Annotated in this window: 12 protein-coding genes and 1 pseudogene; 2 read left to right on the top strand and 11 right to left on the bottom strand. The window is 31.3% G+C overall.

The features are described from left to right. Positions 1–95 precede the first annotated feature (95 nt). The 5 genes from CHB63_RS03420 to CHB63_RS03400 all read right to left on the bottom strand — a co-directional run bounded on the left by CHB63_RS03420 (position 96) and on the right by CHB63_RS03400 (position 6,658). Positions 96–749 (bottom strand): hypothetical protein, encoded by a 654-nt coding sequence (locus CHB63_RS03420; RefSeq protein WP_089377014.1) that lies wholly within the window; start codon positions 747–749, stop codon positions 96–98. 40 nt (positions 750–789) lie between these two features. After that, positions 790–1,059, bottom strand: a complete 270-nt coding sequence (locus CHB63_RS03415; protein ID WP_089377013.1) for a hypothetical protein — start codon at positions 1,057–1,059, stop codon at positions 790–792. A 32-nt stretch (positions 1,060–1,091) separates the two neighbouring features. Beyond that, positions 1,092–1,670 carry a hypothetical protein gene (locus tag CHB63_RS03410; RefSeq protein ID WP_089377012.1) on the bottom strand — a complete coding sequence of 193 codons (579 nt, stop codon included), beginning with the start codon at positions 1,668–1,670 and terminating at the stop codon, positions 1,092–1,094. A 200-nt stretch (positions 1,671–1,870) separates the two neighbouring features. Further along, the gene (locus tag CHB63_RS03405; RefSeq protein WP_089377011.1) at positions 1,871–5,152 is read right to left on the bottom strand and encodes a glycosyl hydrolase; all 3,282 of its coding nucleotides are present in this window, start codon (positions 5,150–5,152) and stop codon (positions 1,871–1,873) included. A gap of 582 nt (positions 5,153–5,734) precedes the next feature. Then, positions 5,735–6,658 carry a 1-phosphofructokinase family hexose kinase gene (locus CHB63_RS03400; RefSeq protein ID WP_089377010.1) on the bottom strand — a complete coding sequence of 308 codons (924 nt, stop codon included), beginning with the start codon at positions 6,656–6,658 and terminating at the stop codon, positions 5,735–5,737. Between the two features lie 143 nt (positions 6,659–6,801). On the opposite strand from CHB63_RS03400, the gene CHB63_RS03395 reads away from it, so the two are divergent. Both CHB63_RS03395 and CHB63_RS03390 read left to right on the top strand, forming a co-directional pair. Beyond that, positions 6,802–8,982: an amino acid permease gene (locus tag CHB63_RS03395; RefSeq protein ID WP_089377009.1), complete on the top strand. Its 2,181-nt coding sequence runs from the start codon at positions 6,802–6,804 to the stop codon at positions 8,980–8,982. Between the two features lie 94 nt (positions 8,983–9,076). After that, entirely contained in the window at positions 9,077–9,997 is a 921-nt protein-coding gene (locus CHB63_RS03390) for an AEC family transporter (protein ID WP_141107258.1), read from the top strand. 11 nt (positions 9,998–10,008) lie between these two features. On the opposite strand, the gene CHB63_RS03385 is transcribed toward CHB63_RS03390, so the two are convergent. The 6 genes and pseudogenes from CHB63_RS03385 to CHB63_RS03360 all read right to left on the bottom strand — a co-directional run bounded on the left by CHB63_RS03385 (position 10,009) and on the right by CHB63_RS03360 (position 17,107). Further along, positions 10,009–10,854 carry a DMT family transporter gene (locus tag CHB63_RS03385; protein WP_089377007.1) on the bottom strand — a complete coding sequence of 282 codons (846 nt, stop codon included), beginning with the start codon at positions 10,852–10,854 and terminating at the stop codon, positions 10,009–10,011. A 145-nt stretch (positions 10,855–10,999) separates the two neighbouring features. Continuing rightward, complete coding sequence (locus CHB63_RS03380; protein ID WP_089377569.1) at positions 11,000–12,553, bottom strand: SDR family NAD(P)-dependent oxidoreductase; 1,554 nt, start codon at positions 12,551–12,553, stop codon at positions 11,000–11,002. 275 nt (positions 12,554–12,828) lie between these two features. Further along, a pseudogene (locus CHB63_RS03375) lies at positions 12,829–13,142 on the bottom strand (GIY-YIG nuclease family protein). 314 nt (positions 13,143–13,456) lie between these two features. Beyond that, a complete protein-coding gene (locus tag CHB63_RS03370) occupies positions 13,457–14,767 on the bottom strand; it encodes a DEAD/DEAH box helicase (protein ID WP_089377006.1) in 1,311 nt (436 codons plus the stop codon). Between the two features lie 9 nt (positions 14,768–14,776). Beyond that, positions 14,777–16,114, bottom strand: a complete 1,338-nt coding sequence (locus CHB63_RS03365) for a DEAD/DEAH box helicase (RefSeq protein ID WP_089377005.1) — start codon at positions 16,112–16,114, stop codon at positions 14,777–14,779. 66 nt (positions 16,115–16,180) lie between these two features. After that, positions 16,181–17,107, bottom strand: coding sequence for an EamA family transporter (locus tag CHB63_RS03360; RefSeq protein ID WP_089377004.1), 927 nt, complete (start codon positions 17,105–17,107; stop codon positions 16,181–16,183). Positions 17,108–17,281: the final 174 nt, after the last annotated feature.

The raw sequence follows: 17,281 nt of genomic DNA, 5'->3' as shown, positions 1-17,281 counted from the left end.
AAAGAATCTTTAGAAAAATCCCATTTAAATATAATTCAATTAATGATTAAGTCAGTCAGGATTTCCCTCACCATTTGTAAGGTATTTACCTATTTTTAATCATTGATAATCAGGGCAAATACTTTTTCTGTTTTACTAAATGGAGTGTTATTAAATAATTTTTGCTTGTCTTCTTTACTGATTTGAATATCTGGGTAACTTAGATTTTCTGGGCATTGATATTTTCCAGTTACTTCAACTATAACTTCATTTTTACCGTTTAGTGATATTAGTTTAACTGTTTGTCTATAAAAATCTCCATTTTCACAAGCATTTGCTTTACCAACTGAAGGCGGCGGATTTGGATAACCAATGCTAATTGTATCAATTTGATATTTCCAAGGTCCTAACCTTTTTCTACTTATTTCTCTAAAATTCTTTGAGATTTGTTCGTGCTCATTTATATCCGGATTTATTATTTTAATACTATCAGTTAAGCTAGCATCAAGATAATGAAAAATTCCTTCTTTTTTTTTGAGCCATGAAATAGAAGCATCCTTTGTCCATTCCTTTGCGAAAATTTGTTTAAAAAGAGCTTCTTCATTAATTTGTTCTTGATCTAATTTAATAACCACTTTTCTTGTACCATCCGTCAATGTAAATTCTCCAGATTTACCACCACTTTTTTGGAAAAACCACCCAATAGCAATACCAATTACCAAACTAATAATTACTATGTAGAATACGTATTTACTTTTTATATTATCCATATAATATTATAATTTGAAAGATTAATTAAACATTAAGAAATTAGACTGTCGCTATTAATTTCTTCCCAATTTTAAGAATAGCCCCTCCTACTTTTTCAATATTTTTAACTAGTTTTATTTTTTTTAATTTATCATCTATATCTTCGTTAATTATTTTAAAAAACTCCTCTAGCTCTTCTCTATCTGTTTCTTTAGGAAATAATTTTTGAACTTCTTTAGAAGTTAAAATTGTTAGGCTTGAAATTTCATCAGCAAATTCCTCCTTCGTTTTTTCACTAGCTTTTTTTCCAATTTTAGTTTTTTTAGCCATTTTATTAATATTTAAAATTAGTATTAGTTTAACTATTCATTTTTTTTACTCATCTTACTTTTAACATTTTCTATTCTGTTTTTTATGGTGTCATCTAAAGTACTCATGGATAATCCAGGTTTCACAGAGCCTAAAAAAGAGTTAATAGATGTACGCTGAGAATCATTGAGCTTTTTAAGATTATCTAACCACCTTTCAACGGTTGTATGAGCATCAATAGCATTCTTATATTCTAATGCAATTGCAGTTTTTAAATTGAATCGAATCTTTTCAATTGGAGCTAACTCTTCTTGATATTCAGCCACTAAATCATTGTAAAGTTTTGGAAAATCTCTTTCAGAATCATAATCTCGCTCATTATATTCTTTGAATGCATCTATCCAATTAGAGCGGTAAACAGGACCATATTCGTTGAAAAAAAAGTTTTCAAAAACTAAGATTTTTTGATCTACAAATGCATCAACCATTGCTAAATGAGAAGATTGAAGATTTTCGATAATCTCAAACTCCTTTTGATGCGTTTTTATAACTTCGGGCGGCACCGCAGCACAATTATAAAATAATGGAAGTAAAAAGGCCAGAAATAATAATTTGAAATAACTTTTTTTCATATGTAAAAATTTTAATTATTAAAAAATTTAAGATAAAAATATAATTATCAATCACATACAGTGTATTTCCCCCTTTATCAAGGGGAAATTTCACTTATTTTTTAAAAAACAAAACCTAAAAAAGCCCTTTCACTTCAGTTTTAACAACTTTAGTAAAAAGGCTTTTAGAAGAAAAATAATTAATAATTGTTCTCTTTTATTTAATTCTTAAACTCATATCCACGTCCTGGTGTATACGGCATTCCAGATTTTACTAGTTTATCTTCTAGTTGTTTTATATCCACGTTATAAATAGTTTCTACTTGTTTTTTAAGGACGTCTATTTCAGTTTTGGCAATTGCATAACTATCCTGGTGTGTTTTTGTTGGTGTAGATGTGGTATACTTTTGCTCGTAACTAATAATTCCTATTCTGTTTGCCGGTGTTTGTGGTTGATCTACATCTAATTTAGATTTTATAGGATCTCCATATAAGGCTACATTAATAGCTTTCAATTTGTTTTCTATGGCTAAAACGGAGTTAGCATATGCTTCAAAAGGTTGTTCAGATCTAACAATAGCAGCTTTTATATAGGTTAGTTTTTGGTTCATTTCAGACATCATATTTTGTACATTTCCAAAATTGGCTTCCAATTGTGCAACTTCCTTTTGGAACGCTACTTTAGCAGCTCTGTCTTTAGCTGGCAAAACCGTATTATCCAACGCTTTTACATTAAAAGATACTGGATTTACCAAATTAGTTACCGTACCATTAGCGTACAATTGCATTTCTACAGTATACACTCCAGGTTGCGCCAACGTACCTTCATCTATAGTTTCCCAAGGATTGTAAAAAGATGATTTACTTAAATCTATTGGGTTTTGAAGCGTATATCTTAAATCCCAGTTAAAACGCTGCATTCCTTTTGCTGGTTTTTTATATTCCTTTTTTACAACCTTGCCGGCAGCATCTTTAATGGTAAATACCAATTCCGGTGCTTTTTCGTCTTTTTCAGCTTTGTATTGGTTATAATTTGGATAAGAAACGTCTTTTTTGGCCTTAATTAACTCCTTCTCTGCTTTTGAACGTTTGTCTTTTAAAGATTCGTAATCCTCGTTATAATAATACGTAATCATTGCTTCCGGACCTAAATTAGGTGCCGTAAAAAAGTTATCTCCCTGAAACGCTTTTCCCGGTAAACCCAATGGTTGACTTTTTTCCCAAGTTAAGGCATCTCTAATTGGGTAAATAATAGCATTTGCAGTAGGTTCAGCGTTTTTAAGAGTTCTTAATGCAGAATAATCATCCAGCACATAAAATCCTCTACCAAAGGTTCCCAGTACCAAATCGTTTTCACGTTCTTGTATGGCAATATCTCTAACTGCAATAGTTGGTAATCCTGCTTTTAAGGCTTTCCAGTTAGCTCCTTGGTCTGGTGAAAAGAAGGCTCCATATTCTGTACCGCAAAAAATTAAATCACTGTTTTTATGATCTTCTTCAATGGCATACACACTTCCTTTTACTGGCAAATTAGAACTGATGCTTCTCCAGCTTTTTCCTTTATCTGCAGATTTAAAAATATACGGTTTAAAATCTCCATATTTATGATGATTAAAAGCTACGTATAACACATTTACATCGTGTTTTGATAAGTACACACTATTTACATACGATTGATTTGGAGCACCTGGGATATTCGTAATTTTTCTCCAGGAAGTTCCTCCATTTTCAGAGATATGAACCAATCCGTCATCAGTTCCCACAGCAATTAGATTTTCATCAATTGGAGATTCAGACAATGCAACAATACTTCCATACAATGAAGTGGAACCATTTTTAGCAACAGCATCAATACTTACCACTCTATCATATACTTTTAGTTTATTTCTGTCTATTTGAGCCGATAAATCATCACTAATAACTTCCCAACTGTTTCCGTAATCATTAGAACGGAATACTTTGTTTGCAGCAAAATACAAACGTCCTGTTGCGTGTCTGCTCACTGCTAATGGCGAATCCCAATTAAAACGATACGCATTTTCATTTGCTCTTTCTTTAGGTTGAATTCCAACAATTTCACCACTTTTTCTATCGTAACGCACTAAAAATCCATATTGAGATTGTGCATATACAATATCCGGGTTATTTGGATCAATTTGAGATTCGAAACCATCACCTCCATTTGTTATAAACCAGTCAAAATTTGTAATTCCGTGATTTGTAAGCACTCTTGAAGGTCCGCCAATACTGAAGTTATCCTGTGTACCTCCATAAATATTGTAAAACGGATAATCGTTGTCAACAGCTACTTTGTAAAATTGTGTTACAGGAATATTTTCTTTGAAATCCCAGGTTTTTGCAGCATCAAAAGTTTCGTACATACCACCATCACAACCAACTAACCAATGTTTGTTGTTTTGTGGGTTGATCCACATACAGTGATTGTCCACATGTTTAAACACCTCTCCTACTTTTGAAAATGATTTTCCACCATCATGACTCACAGACATCCATGTATCCATTGAATACACCGTATTTTCATCTACGGGATCAGCTATAATTTCCTGATAATAATTACCACTTGTTACATGGCTTCCTCTTTTTTCCCAACTTGCACCACGATTTGTAGTAGCGTAAAAACCGCCTTTCCCTTCAGCAGCCTCTACAATTGCATATATTATTTCTGGATTTGCAGGTGAAATGGCCAAGCCAATTCTACCCAATTCGGTTGTTGGTAATCCTTTATTTATTTCGTTCCAGGTTTTTCCACCATCGGTACTTTTATGCATTCCAGAACCCGGTCCGCCACCAACATAGGTAAAAACGTGTCTTCTACGTTGAAAAGTTGACGCATACAACACATCTGGATTTCTAGGATCCATTACCACATCATTTACACCTGTATGTTCATCAACTGTAAGAACGGCTTCCCAGGTTTCTCCTCCGTTGGTTGTTTTATACAAACCTCTTTCACCACCTTTGCTCCATAACGGTCCAATTGCAGCAACAAAAACGATATTAGAATTTTCTGGATGGACTATAATTTTCCCAATATGTTCTGAAGTTTTTAACCCCATATTTTTCCAGCTAGCTCCGCCATCCAACGATTTATAAACTCCATCTCCATAATTAACGGAACGTTGGTTGTTATTTTCTCCAGTACCAACCCAAATTACGTTGGTATTGTTTGGATCCATTGTAATACAACCAATTGAATACGAACCTTCTCCGTCAAATATTGGCGTAAATTCAACTCCTGAGTTTACAGTTTTCCATACACCTCCTGCTGAAGATGCTACGTAATATTCGAATGGATTATTAGGATTTACAGCTACATCGGAAATTCTTCCAGAAGTTAAAGCGGGTCCAATACTTCGAAATTTTAAACCATCGGTTTTAATACTTTCCAGTGGCTGTTTTACTTCTTTTTTTGATTTTTGGGCTTGTGTAAATTGCAGACTTAAAAATACGAATGCAATAGCGATAAGGATAGATTTTTTCATTTAAAAAGAAACTTTTTATACAATTAAATGTATGGTTAATGAATATCTATCAAATATATAAAAGTTATTCTGAATTTAAATCCTTTAGTCTATAACAATAGTTGCAGTAGTTTTTTTGAAAAATGATTGCACCAATAATTAATATAACGCGTTTTAGTTTTTGGTTATTTATACGTGAAGCAGTGTCAGTTCGAGTGATTTTTGATAAAAAATTATACCGGCCTGCGGTAGGCAGGTCGAGAACAAGAGTATATGAATAAAATTTCTTTTCTCGATATTAATTTTAAGCCTAAAAAATCGAAAATTCACTCGAATTGATGAAATTTAATTAAAATGCACAACGGGTTCTGTTTCGTTTGAATTCTACGTTATTTATTAAGGTTTTTTAGATTTAAATACCAACAAAAAAGCTAAAACTATTAATTTAGATAATATAGTTTAAAACTCTAATTATCAGTATATTATTTTATAATTCAAATGAATTATTGACGTGTTTAAAATTTCAAATAAAAGATATTAATTCCTAAACACTAAAGCCGAATTTCTCTATAAATTACAGGTTATTTATTACTCTTAATTAATTTATTTTAATGATTGTAGTACACTTTTAATTGCACTTGCGGACGCAAGATTTGTGCTTTCACTCATGGTGGTTGCCATACCGCAAGCCACACCATATTTTAACATTTTATCAGCAGCATATCCTTGTTTAATACCAAAAATTAATCCTGCAACCATACTATCACCGGCACCAATGGTGCTTTTCACTTCAACTGTTGGTATTGATTGATAAATAACACCTTCTTTAGAAGCTAAAAAAGCTCCTTTTGCACCCAAAGAAACGGCTACATATTTTACACTTCCTGAAGTTACCAACTGCATAGCAAATTCTTCTTGCTCTTTATCTGTTAAAACTTCCTTTCCTGCTAACAATGCCAACTCTTTTTGATTCGGTTTTATCAAATAAACTGGCTGCTCTAAACCATTTACCAAAGCAGGACCCGATGTGTCTAAAATTATCTTAACCCTCTTATTATCAAGCGATTTAATAATTTTAGAATAAAAATCGACAGGCATTCCTTCTCCTAAACTACCACTTAATGCCAAAATATCATGTTCCTTCACTTTTTTATTAATTTCAGCAATAATTAAATCGAGTTCAGAAGTAGAAATCTTGCTTCCCGGCATTCCAAATCTATATTGAAGGTTTGTTTTTGTATCAATTATAGAAAAGTTTTCACGCGTGTTTTCCTCGGTAGCGATTGCAGTTATATGTACTTTTTCCTCTAATAATAGTTTTTCCAAATAGTTACCATAATCACCCCCAGAAGTAAAAACACAATCAGAATCAATGTTGAGTCTTGTTAAAATTCTTGAAATATTTATTCCTCCGCCACCAGCCTGGTATTTAATTGAGTGACATTTTAATTTTTGCTCAGCTACCAGTCCGTCTATTTTAGCACTTTTATCCAAAGCCGGATTCACGGTTAATGTAATTATATTCATCAAGTATTTTTAAAAATTAGCGTTGCAAATGTATTTAATAATATTGAATCAATAATGAGTTTGTGATTGCCCCTATTTTAAATAAGTTTAATTATATTTATTTAATATTTGAAAAACCTATAATTTAATTTCAACTCAACTAAATGCAAGGAAAAAAGTTTGGAACATTTGCAGGTGTTTTTACACCATCTATCTTAACTATTTTGGGAGTAATAATGTATATGCGTTTAGGCTGGGTAGTTGGAAATGCTGGGCTTATTGGTGCTATAATGATTATTGTTTTAGCACATGTAATTGCCATTTCAACTGGTCTAAGTGTTTCTTCAGTTGCAACAGATAAAAAAATTGGTGCTGGTGGGGTTTATTACATTCTTTCCAGAAGTATGGGAATTCCAATTGGTGGTTCAATAGGGATTGCACTTTATATTGGTACTGCATTATCTATAGCATTGTATTTAATTGGTTTTGCTGAAAGTTTTAATGGCTATTTTGGATTTGGATTAACTATTAACGACATAAGATTAACAGGAACTATAGCTCTTTTAACACTTACCTGTTTGGCTTTAATTAGTACTTCTGTAGCTATAAAAGCACAGTTTTTTATTTTAGCAGCCATTATTATATCAATAGTAGCCATCTTTTTTGGAAACTCGAATTTTCAACCAGAAACGATTCAACTTTTTTCTTCGGTAGATGCTGTTCCTTTGGAAGTTGTTTTCGCTATATTTTTCCCTGCCGTTACTGGTTTTACTGCGGGTATTGCAATGAGCGGTGATTTAAAAGATCCAAAAGAATCAATTCCAAAAGGTACTCTATTAGCAATAGGAACTGGACTTATTATTTATATAGGAGTTGCTGTTTTCTTAGCTTTTAATGTGAGTTCTGAAGTTTTAAGAACTGATTATAATATTTTAATGAAAATTGCACTATTTGCTCCTGCTGTTCTTGCAGGAATATGGGGAGCTACACTTTCTTCTGCTTTAGGAGGAATTCTTGGAGGTCCCAGAATTTTACAAGCAATGTCCATTGATAACGTAACTCCTAAGATTTTTAGAAAAGGAAGAGGAAAAAACAACGAACCCGTTAATGCTTTATTTTTAGTTTTTGTAATTGCTGAAGCTGGTATTTTAGTGGGTGAATTAGATGTAATTGCGCGTGTAGTTTCAATGTTTTATCTAACCGCTTATGGCTTTATCAATATTTCCTATTTTTTAGAAAGCTGGGCGAATCCAGATTTTCAACCATCTTTTAAAATTAAAAGTTGGATAGGTTTACTTGGTTTTATGGCCTGTTTTGCTGTTATGTTTAAGTTGGATATGTTAGCAATGCTTGGTGCTTTTGCGATTATTGCAGGCTTGTATATTTGGCTTCAACGCAAGGAAGTTAGGCTGCAATCCAATGATGTTTGGCAAAGTGTATGGGAAAATGTTGTAAATAAAGGCTTAAAAAAAATTGACGCTAATATTGATGAAAATTTAAATTGGAATCCTAATATAATTTTATTTAGTGGAGAAAGTAAACATCAATCTTATTTATTGGAATTAGGAAAAACAGTATCCGGAAGAACTGGTATTGTTACAAATTTTAAACTGATTTTAGATAAAAAAAATAACAAACCATTAAAGAAAGTAGATCAAATTGTTAGAGATGATACTTTTGCTGAATTAGGAATTTTTGCAAGACAGGTTAAAGTTGACAATATATACAACGGAATTACAAATATTGCTACAACCTACGGTTTTTCTGGAGTTGAACCAAATACGATAATGATGGGTTGGCCAAAAGGATTGGAAAATTCAACAGAATATTCTAAAATGACGGAAACATTACTTCATTTAGATTATAATTTACTGTATCTGGATTTTGACAGAAAAAAGAAATTTGGGAAGTACCAAACAGTTGATTTCTGGTGGCGAGAAACAGATAGTAAAAATGCCGAAATGATGTTGAATATTGCTCGTTTTATAATTGCTTCACCAAACTGGAACAAAACTAAAATTAGAGTCCTATTTGTAAATAATAACAATGTGAATCAAGAAATTATAAGTTCCAAAATTCGTGAACTGGTTGAAGACTTAAGGGTACTGGTTGACATTGAAATCATTAATAATGCCGTTGAACAGAAACCTTTTTATACTATTATTGAAGAATATTCTGAAAAAACAGATTTAACCGTAGTTGGAATCCCAAACTATAAAATTGAAAAACAAGCTGAATTTGTATTAAAAACAAACCATTTATTTGAAACCATAGGTTCTACATTATTAGTGAAAGCGGCTAATAATTTTAACGTATTGGACTTGGATTTTATTGAGATTAAATAGCTTTTAACTTCAGGAATTTAATAAAGAATTATAAACTAAATTACTCAACTTTATATAATAATTAGTTAATATAAATGGCTATTTCTACAAACTTATGGATTTAATTATTTCGAAATTAATACCCTTACTAATCATCTTACTTATTGGGGTTTTACTACAAAAATCAAAAGACATCACTCCCAAAGTAATAAATGGATTGAAATTTATCATCTTAAAAATTTCATTGCCGGCAGTTTTATTTTTTGCTTTTAGCAATGTTACGCTCGAGGTTCGATATTCTTTATTGTTTATCCTGATATTTTTATTTTGTTGTTTCCTCTATTTAATTGGATATTTTTTAAAACCGAAGCTTAAATACGAATATACTGCTGAATATTTTACTGGTTTTGAATTTGGAATGTTGGGAGTTGCCTTATTTTCCTCTATTTGGGGAGTTGAAAATTTACCTATAATTGCCTTAGTTGCACTGGGACATGAAGTATTTATTTGGTTTGTTTATGCGCCTCTGTTGCAATACAAAAGTTCACATGAAGTTCATATGCTTCAAAGTTTTATTTCCTTTTTAAAATCGCCTATAATTATTTCGATTTTTGCGGGTATCATTGTAAATATTTTAGATTTATATCCGCTAATTAATAGTTCGGTTTTAGGTGGAAGCATTTTTAACACCTTAAATATACTCTCAGTTATTACGGTTCCTTTAATTTTAATTGTTGTTGGATATTCAATTCGGTTAAAAGAAACCAATTGGTTAGCATCGGTTAAACTGGTTGCTATTCGGTTTTTAACTGTAATGGTAGTGGGAATTGGAACCTATTATCTAATTCTGCTGTTGGTTGGAGAGATTGATGAATTGTTTTTAAAAGCGTTTTTCGCATTTATATTGCTACCACCTCCATTTATCCTTCCAATTATGATGAAAAAGGATAGTGATGAAATTCTATTCTTTAGCAACACAATTATCATCTATACCTTATGGTCATTTATTTGTTTTGTAGGTTTAATGCTATTGTAAGCTTGTAGTAATTAAGCGCTTTTTCGAGCTTTGTACACTACATTTAATATCAACGCCCCTATAATTAATGCAATACCTAATAAACTCCAAAAGGAATAAATTTCATTAAACAATAACAATCCTAACAGCACTGTGAAAATTACTTCAACATATTTAACCGGCGCAACCTGATTAGTTTTACCAGTTTGGAATGCTTTTGTCATATAAACCTGTCCAAAATATCCAAAAACACCTAAACTAAATAGTAAAAGCCATTCCATACCTTTAGGATTTACCCAATTATTGATAGATAAAATTCCACCAGTTAAAGTTGCAATAACCATAAAATAATTAACCACAACAACAGGATGATCTCCTTTTCCAATTTTACTAATAATTATATACACCAAACCACTTGTAACAGAGGCTAACAGCACAAGTATAAGGCCGTATGTATTTAGTTCGGTATCCAATCCTTTTAATATGAGCACTCCTAAAAATGCCATTATAAAAAACAGCCATTGCAAAGGCCATATTTTTTCTTTCATAAAAATAACTGCAAAAATTCCAGCAAAAATTGGAGCTAAATACCTTAATGATACAGCGGTTCCAATTGACAAGTATTTAGTAGACATAAAAAAAAGGGTCATAGAAGTTACACCTACCAATCCTCTAATAACTAGTAGCTTTTTATTGTTACCAAGTAGTGGAATTTTGTTTTTTAAAAGAAAACCAAACGTAAAAAATAACGAACTTGCAGATCTAAAAAATACAATTTGATAGGCACTCACATGCTCTAAATATTTCACGGTAACATTCATACAAGCAAATGCTAAAGTACTGATAAGCATATATTTTATAGCTTTTTTAACAGCCATTGTATTGGAAGTATAAAGTTGTTAGTTACTGGTTTATTTTTTTAAGAAGAAAAATTTTACAGTTCTTTTGTATTAATTTCAAACCTAAAAAGAAAGTTCGAAAGTAATAATATTATGAATTAAATTAATAGAAATAGTAATTTTTTTACCAACTAATTGGCTTGTAATCTTTTAGAAATCTTCCACACCAATGTTTCCCTGTATTTATACCATCAAATAACGGATCCATTACACGTGCTGCACCATCTACAATATCTAAAGGTGGTTGAAAATCGAACTTTTTTTGTTTTTTGGTAGCCAATTCAATTGGATCTTCATCAGTAACCCAACCCGTATCTACAGCATTCATAAAGATTCCATCTTTTGCCAGGGTGCCAGATGAAGTATGGGTTAACATGTTTAAAGCTGCCTTTGCCATATTCGTATGCGGATGTCTGTCTTCCTTAAAAAGTGGATAAAACTTCCCTTCCATTGCCGAAACATTGATAATATGTTTTTGACCGGTATTGTCTTTTTTCATGACTTCAGAAAGTCGATTGCACAATACAAAAGGAGCCACAGAATTCACCAATTGAACTTCTATCATTTCTGTAGTTTCAATTTCACCTAATTTTAAACGCCAGCTATTTACTTTTCTTAAATCTACTTGTTGTAAATCGGCATCTAATTTTCCTTCTGGAAATACTTCTTTAGCAACCAATGTATTATCAAAACTATAAGGTATTTGCGATAATTTTGCAGAAGCTCTTAATCCAATTCCGGGTTCAGGTCCGTGCCAGGTAACCGGCATATTTTTAGTTGAAGAAGCGCCTGTTGTTAAGCTTTTTAATTCCTCTAAACAACCAGTATGATCAACTAGCAAGTCTTGTGCAAATTTTGGAAGCGTAGTTATTGGTGCTTCTTCGTTTGCCATTAAATGTTGATAGAATCCAGCTGGTCTTCTTACCGTTTGAGCTGCATTATTAATTAAAATATCTAAGCGTTTGTATTTCTGCTCTATAAAATTGCAAAATATTTCCACACTTGGAATATGTCTTAAATCGAGACCGTGAATTTTTAAATTATGTCCCCATTCTTTAAAATCTGCTTCTTTTGAAAAACGCAAAGCAGAATCTACTGGAAATCTTGTAGTTGCTATAACTGTTGCTCCGCTACGTAAAAGCATTAGTGTGATATGGTATCCAATTTTTAGTCTAGAGCCCGTTATTACTGCTATTTGACCTTTTACATTGGCAGTTTGAAATCGTTTGGCATAATTAAAATCACCACATTCGGTACACATGGTATCATAAAAGTGATGTATTTTTTTAAACGATGTTTTACAAACATAACAGTTTTTAGGAGTTTCAAATTCTAATTGTTCTTTACTTTCTAAATCAGCCGCTACTAATAATTTAGGAGCAACAAAAACAACATCTTCGCGAGCTGTTCTTATTCCTGTTTCTTTACGGGCAGTTTTTTCTTTAGCTTCTAATTTACGTTTTGCAGCTTTTTTTCCGTCTTTTTTTCTTCTCGAAAACTCATCTCGGCTTGGTCTGGAAAACATACCAGCAACTTTAATTAATTCTGTACGTTGCTCTTTTTCAATATCAAAAATTTGACTTGTATCACCAACCAATTGGGATAACACAGCAATACATTTTGTTATTTCTTCGGAAGTAATTCCTTTTTCTACATTTGTTTTTTCTTTCTCCGTCATAAAAAAAAAGTGCATCAAATTACTGAAGCACCTTTTGCAAATATAGGTTTTAAAAAGATACTATTAATTTGTGATTGTATATGCGAATGAAACGTAGAGGAATGAAGCAATCCGTTTATCAAATTGGATTCCTGCCTTCGCAGGAATGATAAGGTTAGACATAATATATAACAAAAAACTCACTTTACGCTGTCATACCTGCGCAGGCAGGTATCCACACACTGTTAATAAAGATTACAATTGGTTTGAGTTTGACAAGGTTCAACATAATAAAACTAATCACTTAAAATATCATCATACCAATCTTTTGAAAGATCTAACCATTTTTTATTTTCTTCTTCAATGAGCTTAATTTTCCAATCTCGTTTCCACTTCTTTAAATTCTTTTCTCTTTTTATTGCCTCATTAACATCTTGAAAAGTTTCGAAATACATCAATTTATGAACTCCATATTTTTCTGTGAACCCTTTTTTAACCCCTTGCCTATGCTCTAAAACTCTTTTTGTAAATTATTTGTAATTCCTATATATAATGTGCCTCTAATTTGACTTGCTAAAATATATACATAATATTGATGTATGGATTTCATTTTATTAGGGTGATTATAGGTTTCTATTTTGTTTGGGTTTATTTATCAAAACGCATAATGGATTCCTGCGTACGCAGGAATGACATGGTTTGAGATAAATAATAACAAATTATTTCACTTTACGCTGTCATACCTACGAAGGCAGTTATCAAATCGTTATTATTAAAATTTCCTTATGGTATAAATTTACTACTCAAAACGTGTAATGGATTCCTGCCTACGCAGGAATGACAATAAAACATTAACATTTAATTAAATGTACTAACTAATGATGCTTCGACAGGCTCAGCAAGACATTTAAAATTACTCAACTATTAAACAATAGTTACCCTTACTTTTTTCTTTTTAAGTCGCGTATTATTTAATTTTTCGACAAGACTTTCTGCAATAGTAACAGGGACAGCAACAAACGTACAATCTCTTTTTAATTCAATAACTCCTAATTGATCTTGATTTAGGTTTCCTTGCTTAAAAAACAAACCTGCAATATCTCCTTTTGAAATTTTATCTTTTCTTCCGCCAGAAATAAACAAAGTTTGCCAGTATTGTGGTTTTCTCTTGGTTTTATCTGTAATTTTTTCAACTGATGCATTTTTAATAAAATCGGGTAAATTTTCTTTATCCCATTTTAAAACATAAGCAGTTCCTTTTGCATTTACTCTGGCAGTTCTTCCATTTCTATGTGTAAATTCGTGCGCATGCATTGGAAGCTCATAATGAATGATATATTTCATTTCTGGTATATCAAGTCCTCTTGCCGCTAAATCTGTTGCCACAATTACCTGATAGGTTCCGTTTCTTAATTTTATTAAGGAACGTTCTCTATCTATTTGTTCCATGTCGCCATAAAAACAACCATGACTAATCCTGTTTTTATTTAGAAAATCACTTACATCCTCAATACTGTCCTTTAAATTACAAAAAATAATTCCTGGTTCGTTACCTAAAAAATTAAGTAAATCAACCAATGTGTTCAGTTTGTTTTTTGAAGGTGATATTACCGTTTTAACTGTTAATTTAGAAAGTCCATCTTTTAAATAATTAATTGTGGTTGGATTGTCTAACCTCACATATTTTGGAATTGTAATACCTTGGGTGGCAGAAGTTAAAATACGTTTATTTATAGAAGGCATTGTATTGATAATATGACTCATTTCAGTTTCAAAACCAATTTCGAGCATTTTATCAAACTCATCTAAAACCAATGTTTTAATATACTCTTTTGAAAATCGGTCATTATTAAAATGGTCTGAAATTCTTCCTGGAGTTCCAATTAAAATTGCAGGAATATGTTTCAATTCAATTTTATCTTTAGCCATTGATCTACCACCATAAACCGCATTTACTTTATAGCCAGATCCCATATTTCTAACCACCTGTTCAATCTGTATTGCCAACTCTCTTGAAGGAGCTAAAATCAACGCTTGAACTTCATGTAAATTTGGATCTAAACTTTCTATAATTGGCAGTAAAAAAGCCAATGTTTTACCAGTTCCAGTTGGAGAAAGTAATATTGTATTTGTAGTTGTTTCAATTACAGAAATCGCTTCTTCTTGCATTGGATTCAACTCAGTAATATTCAATTTTACTAGAATATCCTGTTGTTCCTTAATGTTATTTGCCATAATTATAAACTACTTTTTTTTATTTTTAGTTGCTTCAGTTTTTGAAGCGGGTGTTGAATGCTGTGAAATATAATTTGAAACCAATTTATCAACCAATTCTTCTTTTGTAAGGTGATGAAAAATAGCTTTAATTTCTCCTTTTAGACTTTCAGAAATATTTCTATTTGGTTTTGTTTTAAAAATTTTCTTTGCCCACAAAAGCATATTATTTTCTTCAATACTTTGAGCATCCGCTTTTTTGAATTCTTTAAAAGAAATTCCTAATTCTGATTCAAAATCAGCTAAGTCATCTACTTCTTCTTGTTGTAAAATAGTTAAAGAAAGTCCGTTTGCCCCTGCTCTAGCAGTTCTTCCACTTCTATGCACATACGTATCCGGAACATCTGGTAAATGGTAATTTACAACATATGAAATTTCTTTTACATCAATACCTCTTGCTGCTAAATCTGTAGCAACTAATATATTAATATGTCCTTCTCTAAATTGCCCCATAATTCGATCACGAATTGGTTGTGACAAACTTCCGTGTATTGCACCAGAAGAGAATTTGTTAATTGCTAAGTTTTTTGCTAATTTATTAACAGCTGCCTTAGTTTTACAAAAAATAATACCTCTTTCCCCTTCTTTTGAATTTAAAAAATGCATTAAAACATCTAATTTTTCAATAGGTTCAACAACAACATATTGATGATCTATTCCCTGATGTCCAACCGTTTCCATATCAGCAATTACCTGAATTACATGTTTAGACATATAATTTTGAATCAATTGCTTAATAGTTCCAGGCATTGTTGCAGTAAACAAAAATGTTCTTCTGGATTTAGGTAGTTCTTTTACTATTTCATCCAAACCTTCTTTTAATGAAGTTACCATTTCATCAGCTTCATCCAACACCAAATAGTTTGCATTTTTAATGTTTATAGCATCACGCTTTATCAAATCTATTAAACGCCCTGGAGTTGCAACTACAATATGAGTATCACTTTTTAAAAGCTCTATTTGAGGTTTAATAGGTGTTCCACCACAAATTGAAGCAATTGAAATATTTGGTAAATTACTTGAAAATGATACTAAATTAGAATAAATCTGTTGTCCTAACTCTCTTGTTGGAGCTATTATAACAGCCTGTATTGCTGTGTTTTCTTCATCTATTAATTGCAATAATGGCAAACCAAAAGCAGCAGTTTTTCCTGTTCCTGTTTTTGCCAATCCAACAAAATCATCCTTTTTATTTAATAAAACAGGGATGGTTTTTTCTTGAATTTCTGTTGGTTTACTTATGTTTAAAGTTGCTAAACTTGTTTGAATTGCATCTATAATTCCTAAATCGGAAAACTGATTTGACATAAAAAATATTTTTTGCAAAGATAGTTACTCTTTTAAAGCAAATAACATGAAGTTTAGAATTGCTTTTTATTTTGATTTTTTACTTCTAAACCTTGAGTACATAGTTAGTTTTTTCTTGGTATTTATAAAATAAACACCTGTTAACAATACAATAGCAGCAATTATAGATTGTTGTGTTATTTGTTCATTTAAAAAATACCACCCTAAAATTAAAGCAATAATAGGATTTACATATGTTGTAGTAGCTACTTTTTCAGGAGAAACGGTTCTTAGCAAATAGTTAAATGCAGTAAAAGCTACAATTCCTCCAAAAATAACCAAACCTATCATTGAAAATATTACTGGATTACTCCATTCTGAAAGTGGTACCCATTCTTCTCTAAATAATAAACTTGCAATTATTAATGTAATCCCGCCAGTAATCATTTGATAACCAGTATTTACAAAAAAGTTTGATGGTAAATCTGCTTTAGCCACAAACAAACTTCCATAGGCCCAACTTAATATACATAAAAAGATCATGATCATTCCTAAACCACTTCCTTCCTGATTTATAATATGTTGTTGGCTTACCAATAAGTAGATTCCAATAAAGCCCAAAACAACACCAATTAAAGACATTGACTGTATCTTTTTTCCTTCCAAAAAAAACATTAATAGAATTACAATTAAAGGTTGAGCTGAAACTTCTAAAGCAGCAAAACCACTATCAACATATCTTAAAGCCCAAACTATTACGCCATTTCCAAAAGATAAAAACAAAAACCCTGTAATTGTACAGTTTAAAAATTGCTTTTTTGTTATTGAAATTTTGTATTTTAATAATTTCGCTATAATAAAAATAAGAACTCCGGCAGTTATAAATCGAAACCCTGCCAACATAAATGGAGGCAATTCTGTTACTGCAATTTTATTTAATAAATAAGTTGAACCCCAAATAACATAAATAGAGAAAAACGCTAAAATGATAAGAGCTTTACTGTTATTTTTCATCTATAAGTTTAATTTTATAAAGTTGGTTTAATGGGATCAATATTAAGAAAAATACATTGATTCCTTTAATAAATTTAATTATAAATTTTATCTAATAAATGTAACTATGAAATTAAAGCTGCCTTAAAAGTAAAACTCCAGTCATATTGAGTTTGTCAAAATATATTAACTCAT

Source organism: Lutibacter flavus (assembly GCF_900188355.1).
Lineage (GTDB): Bacteria > Bacteroidota > Bacteroidia > Flavobacteriales > Flavobacteriaceae > Lutibacter > Lutibacter flavus.
This window is presented reverse-complemented; position numbering and strand designations above follow the sequence as displayed.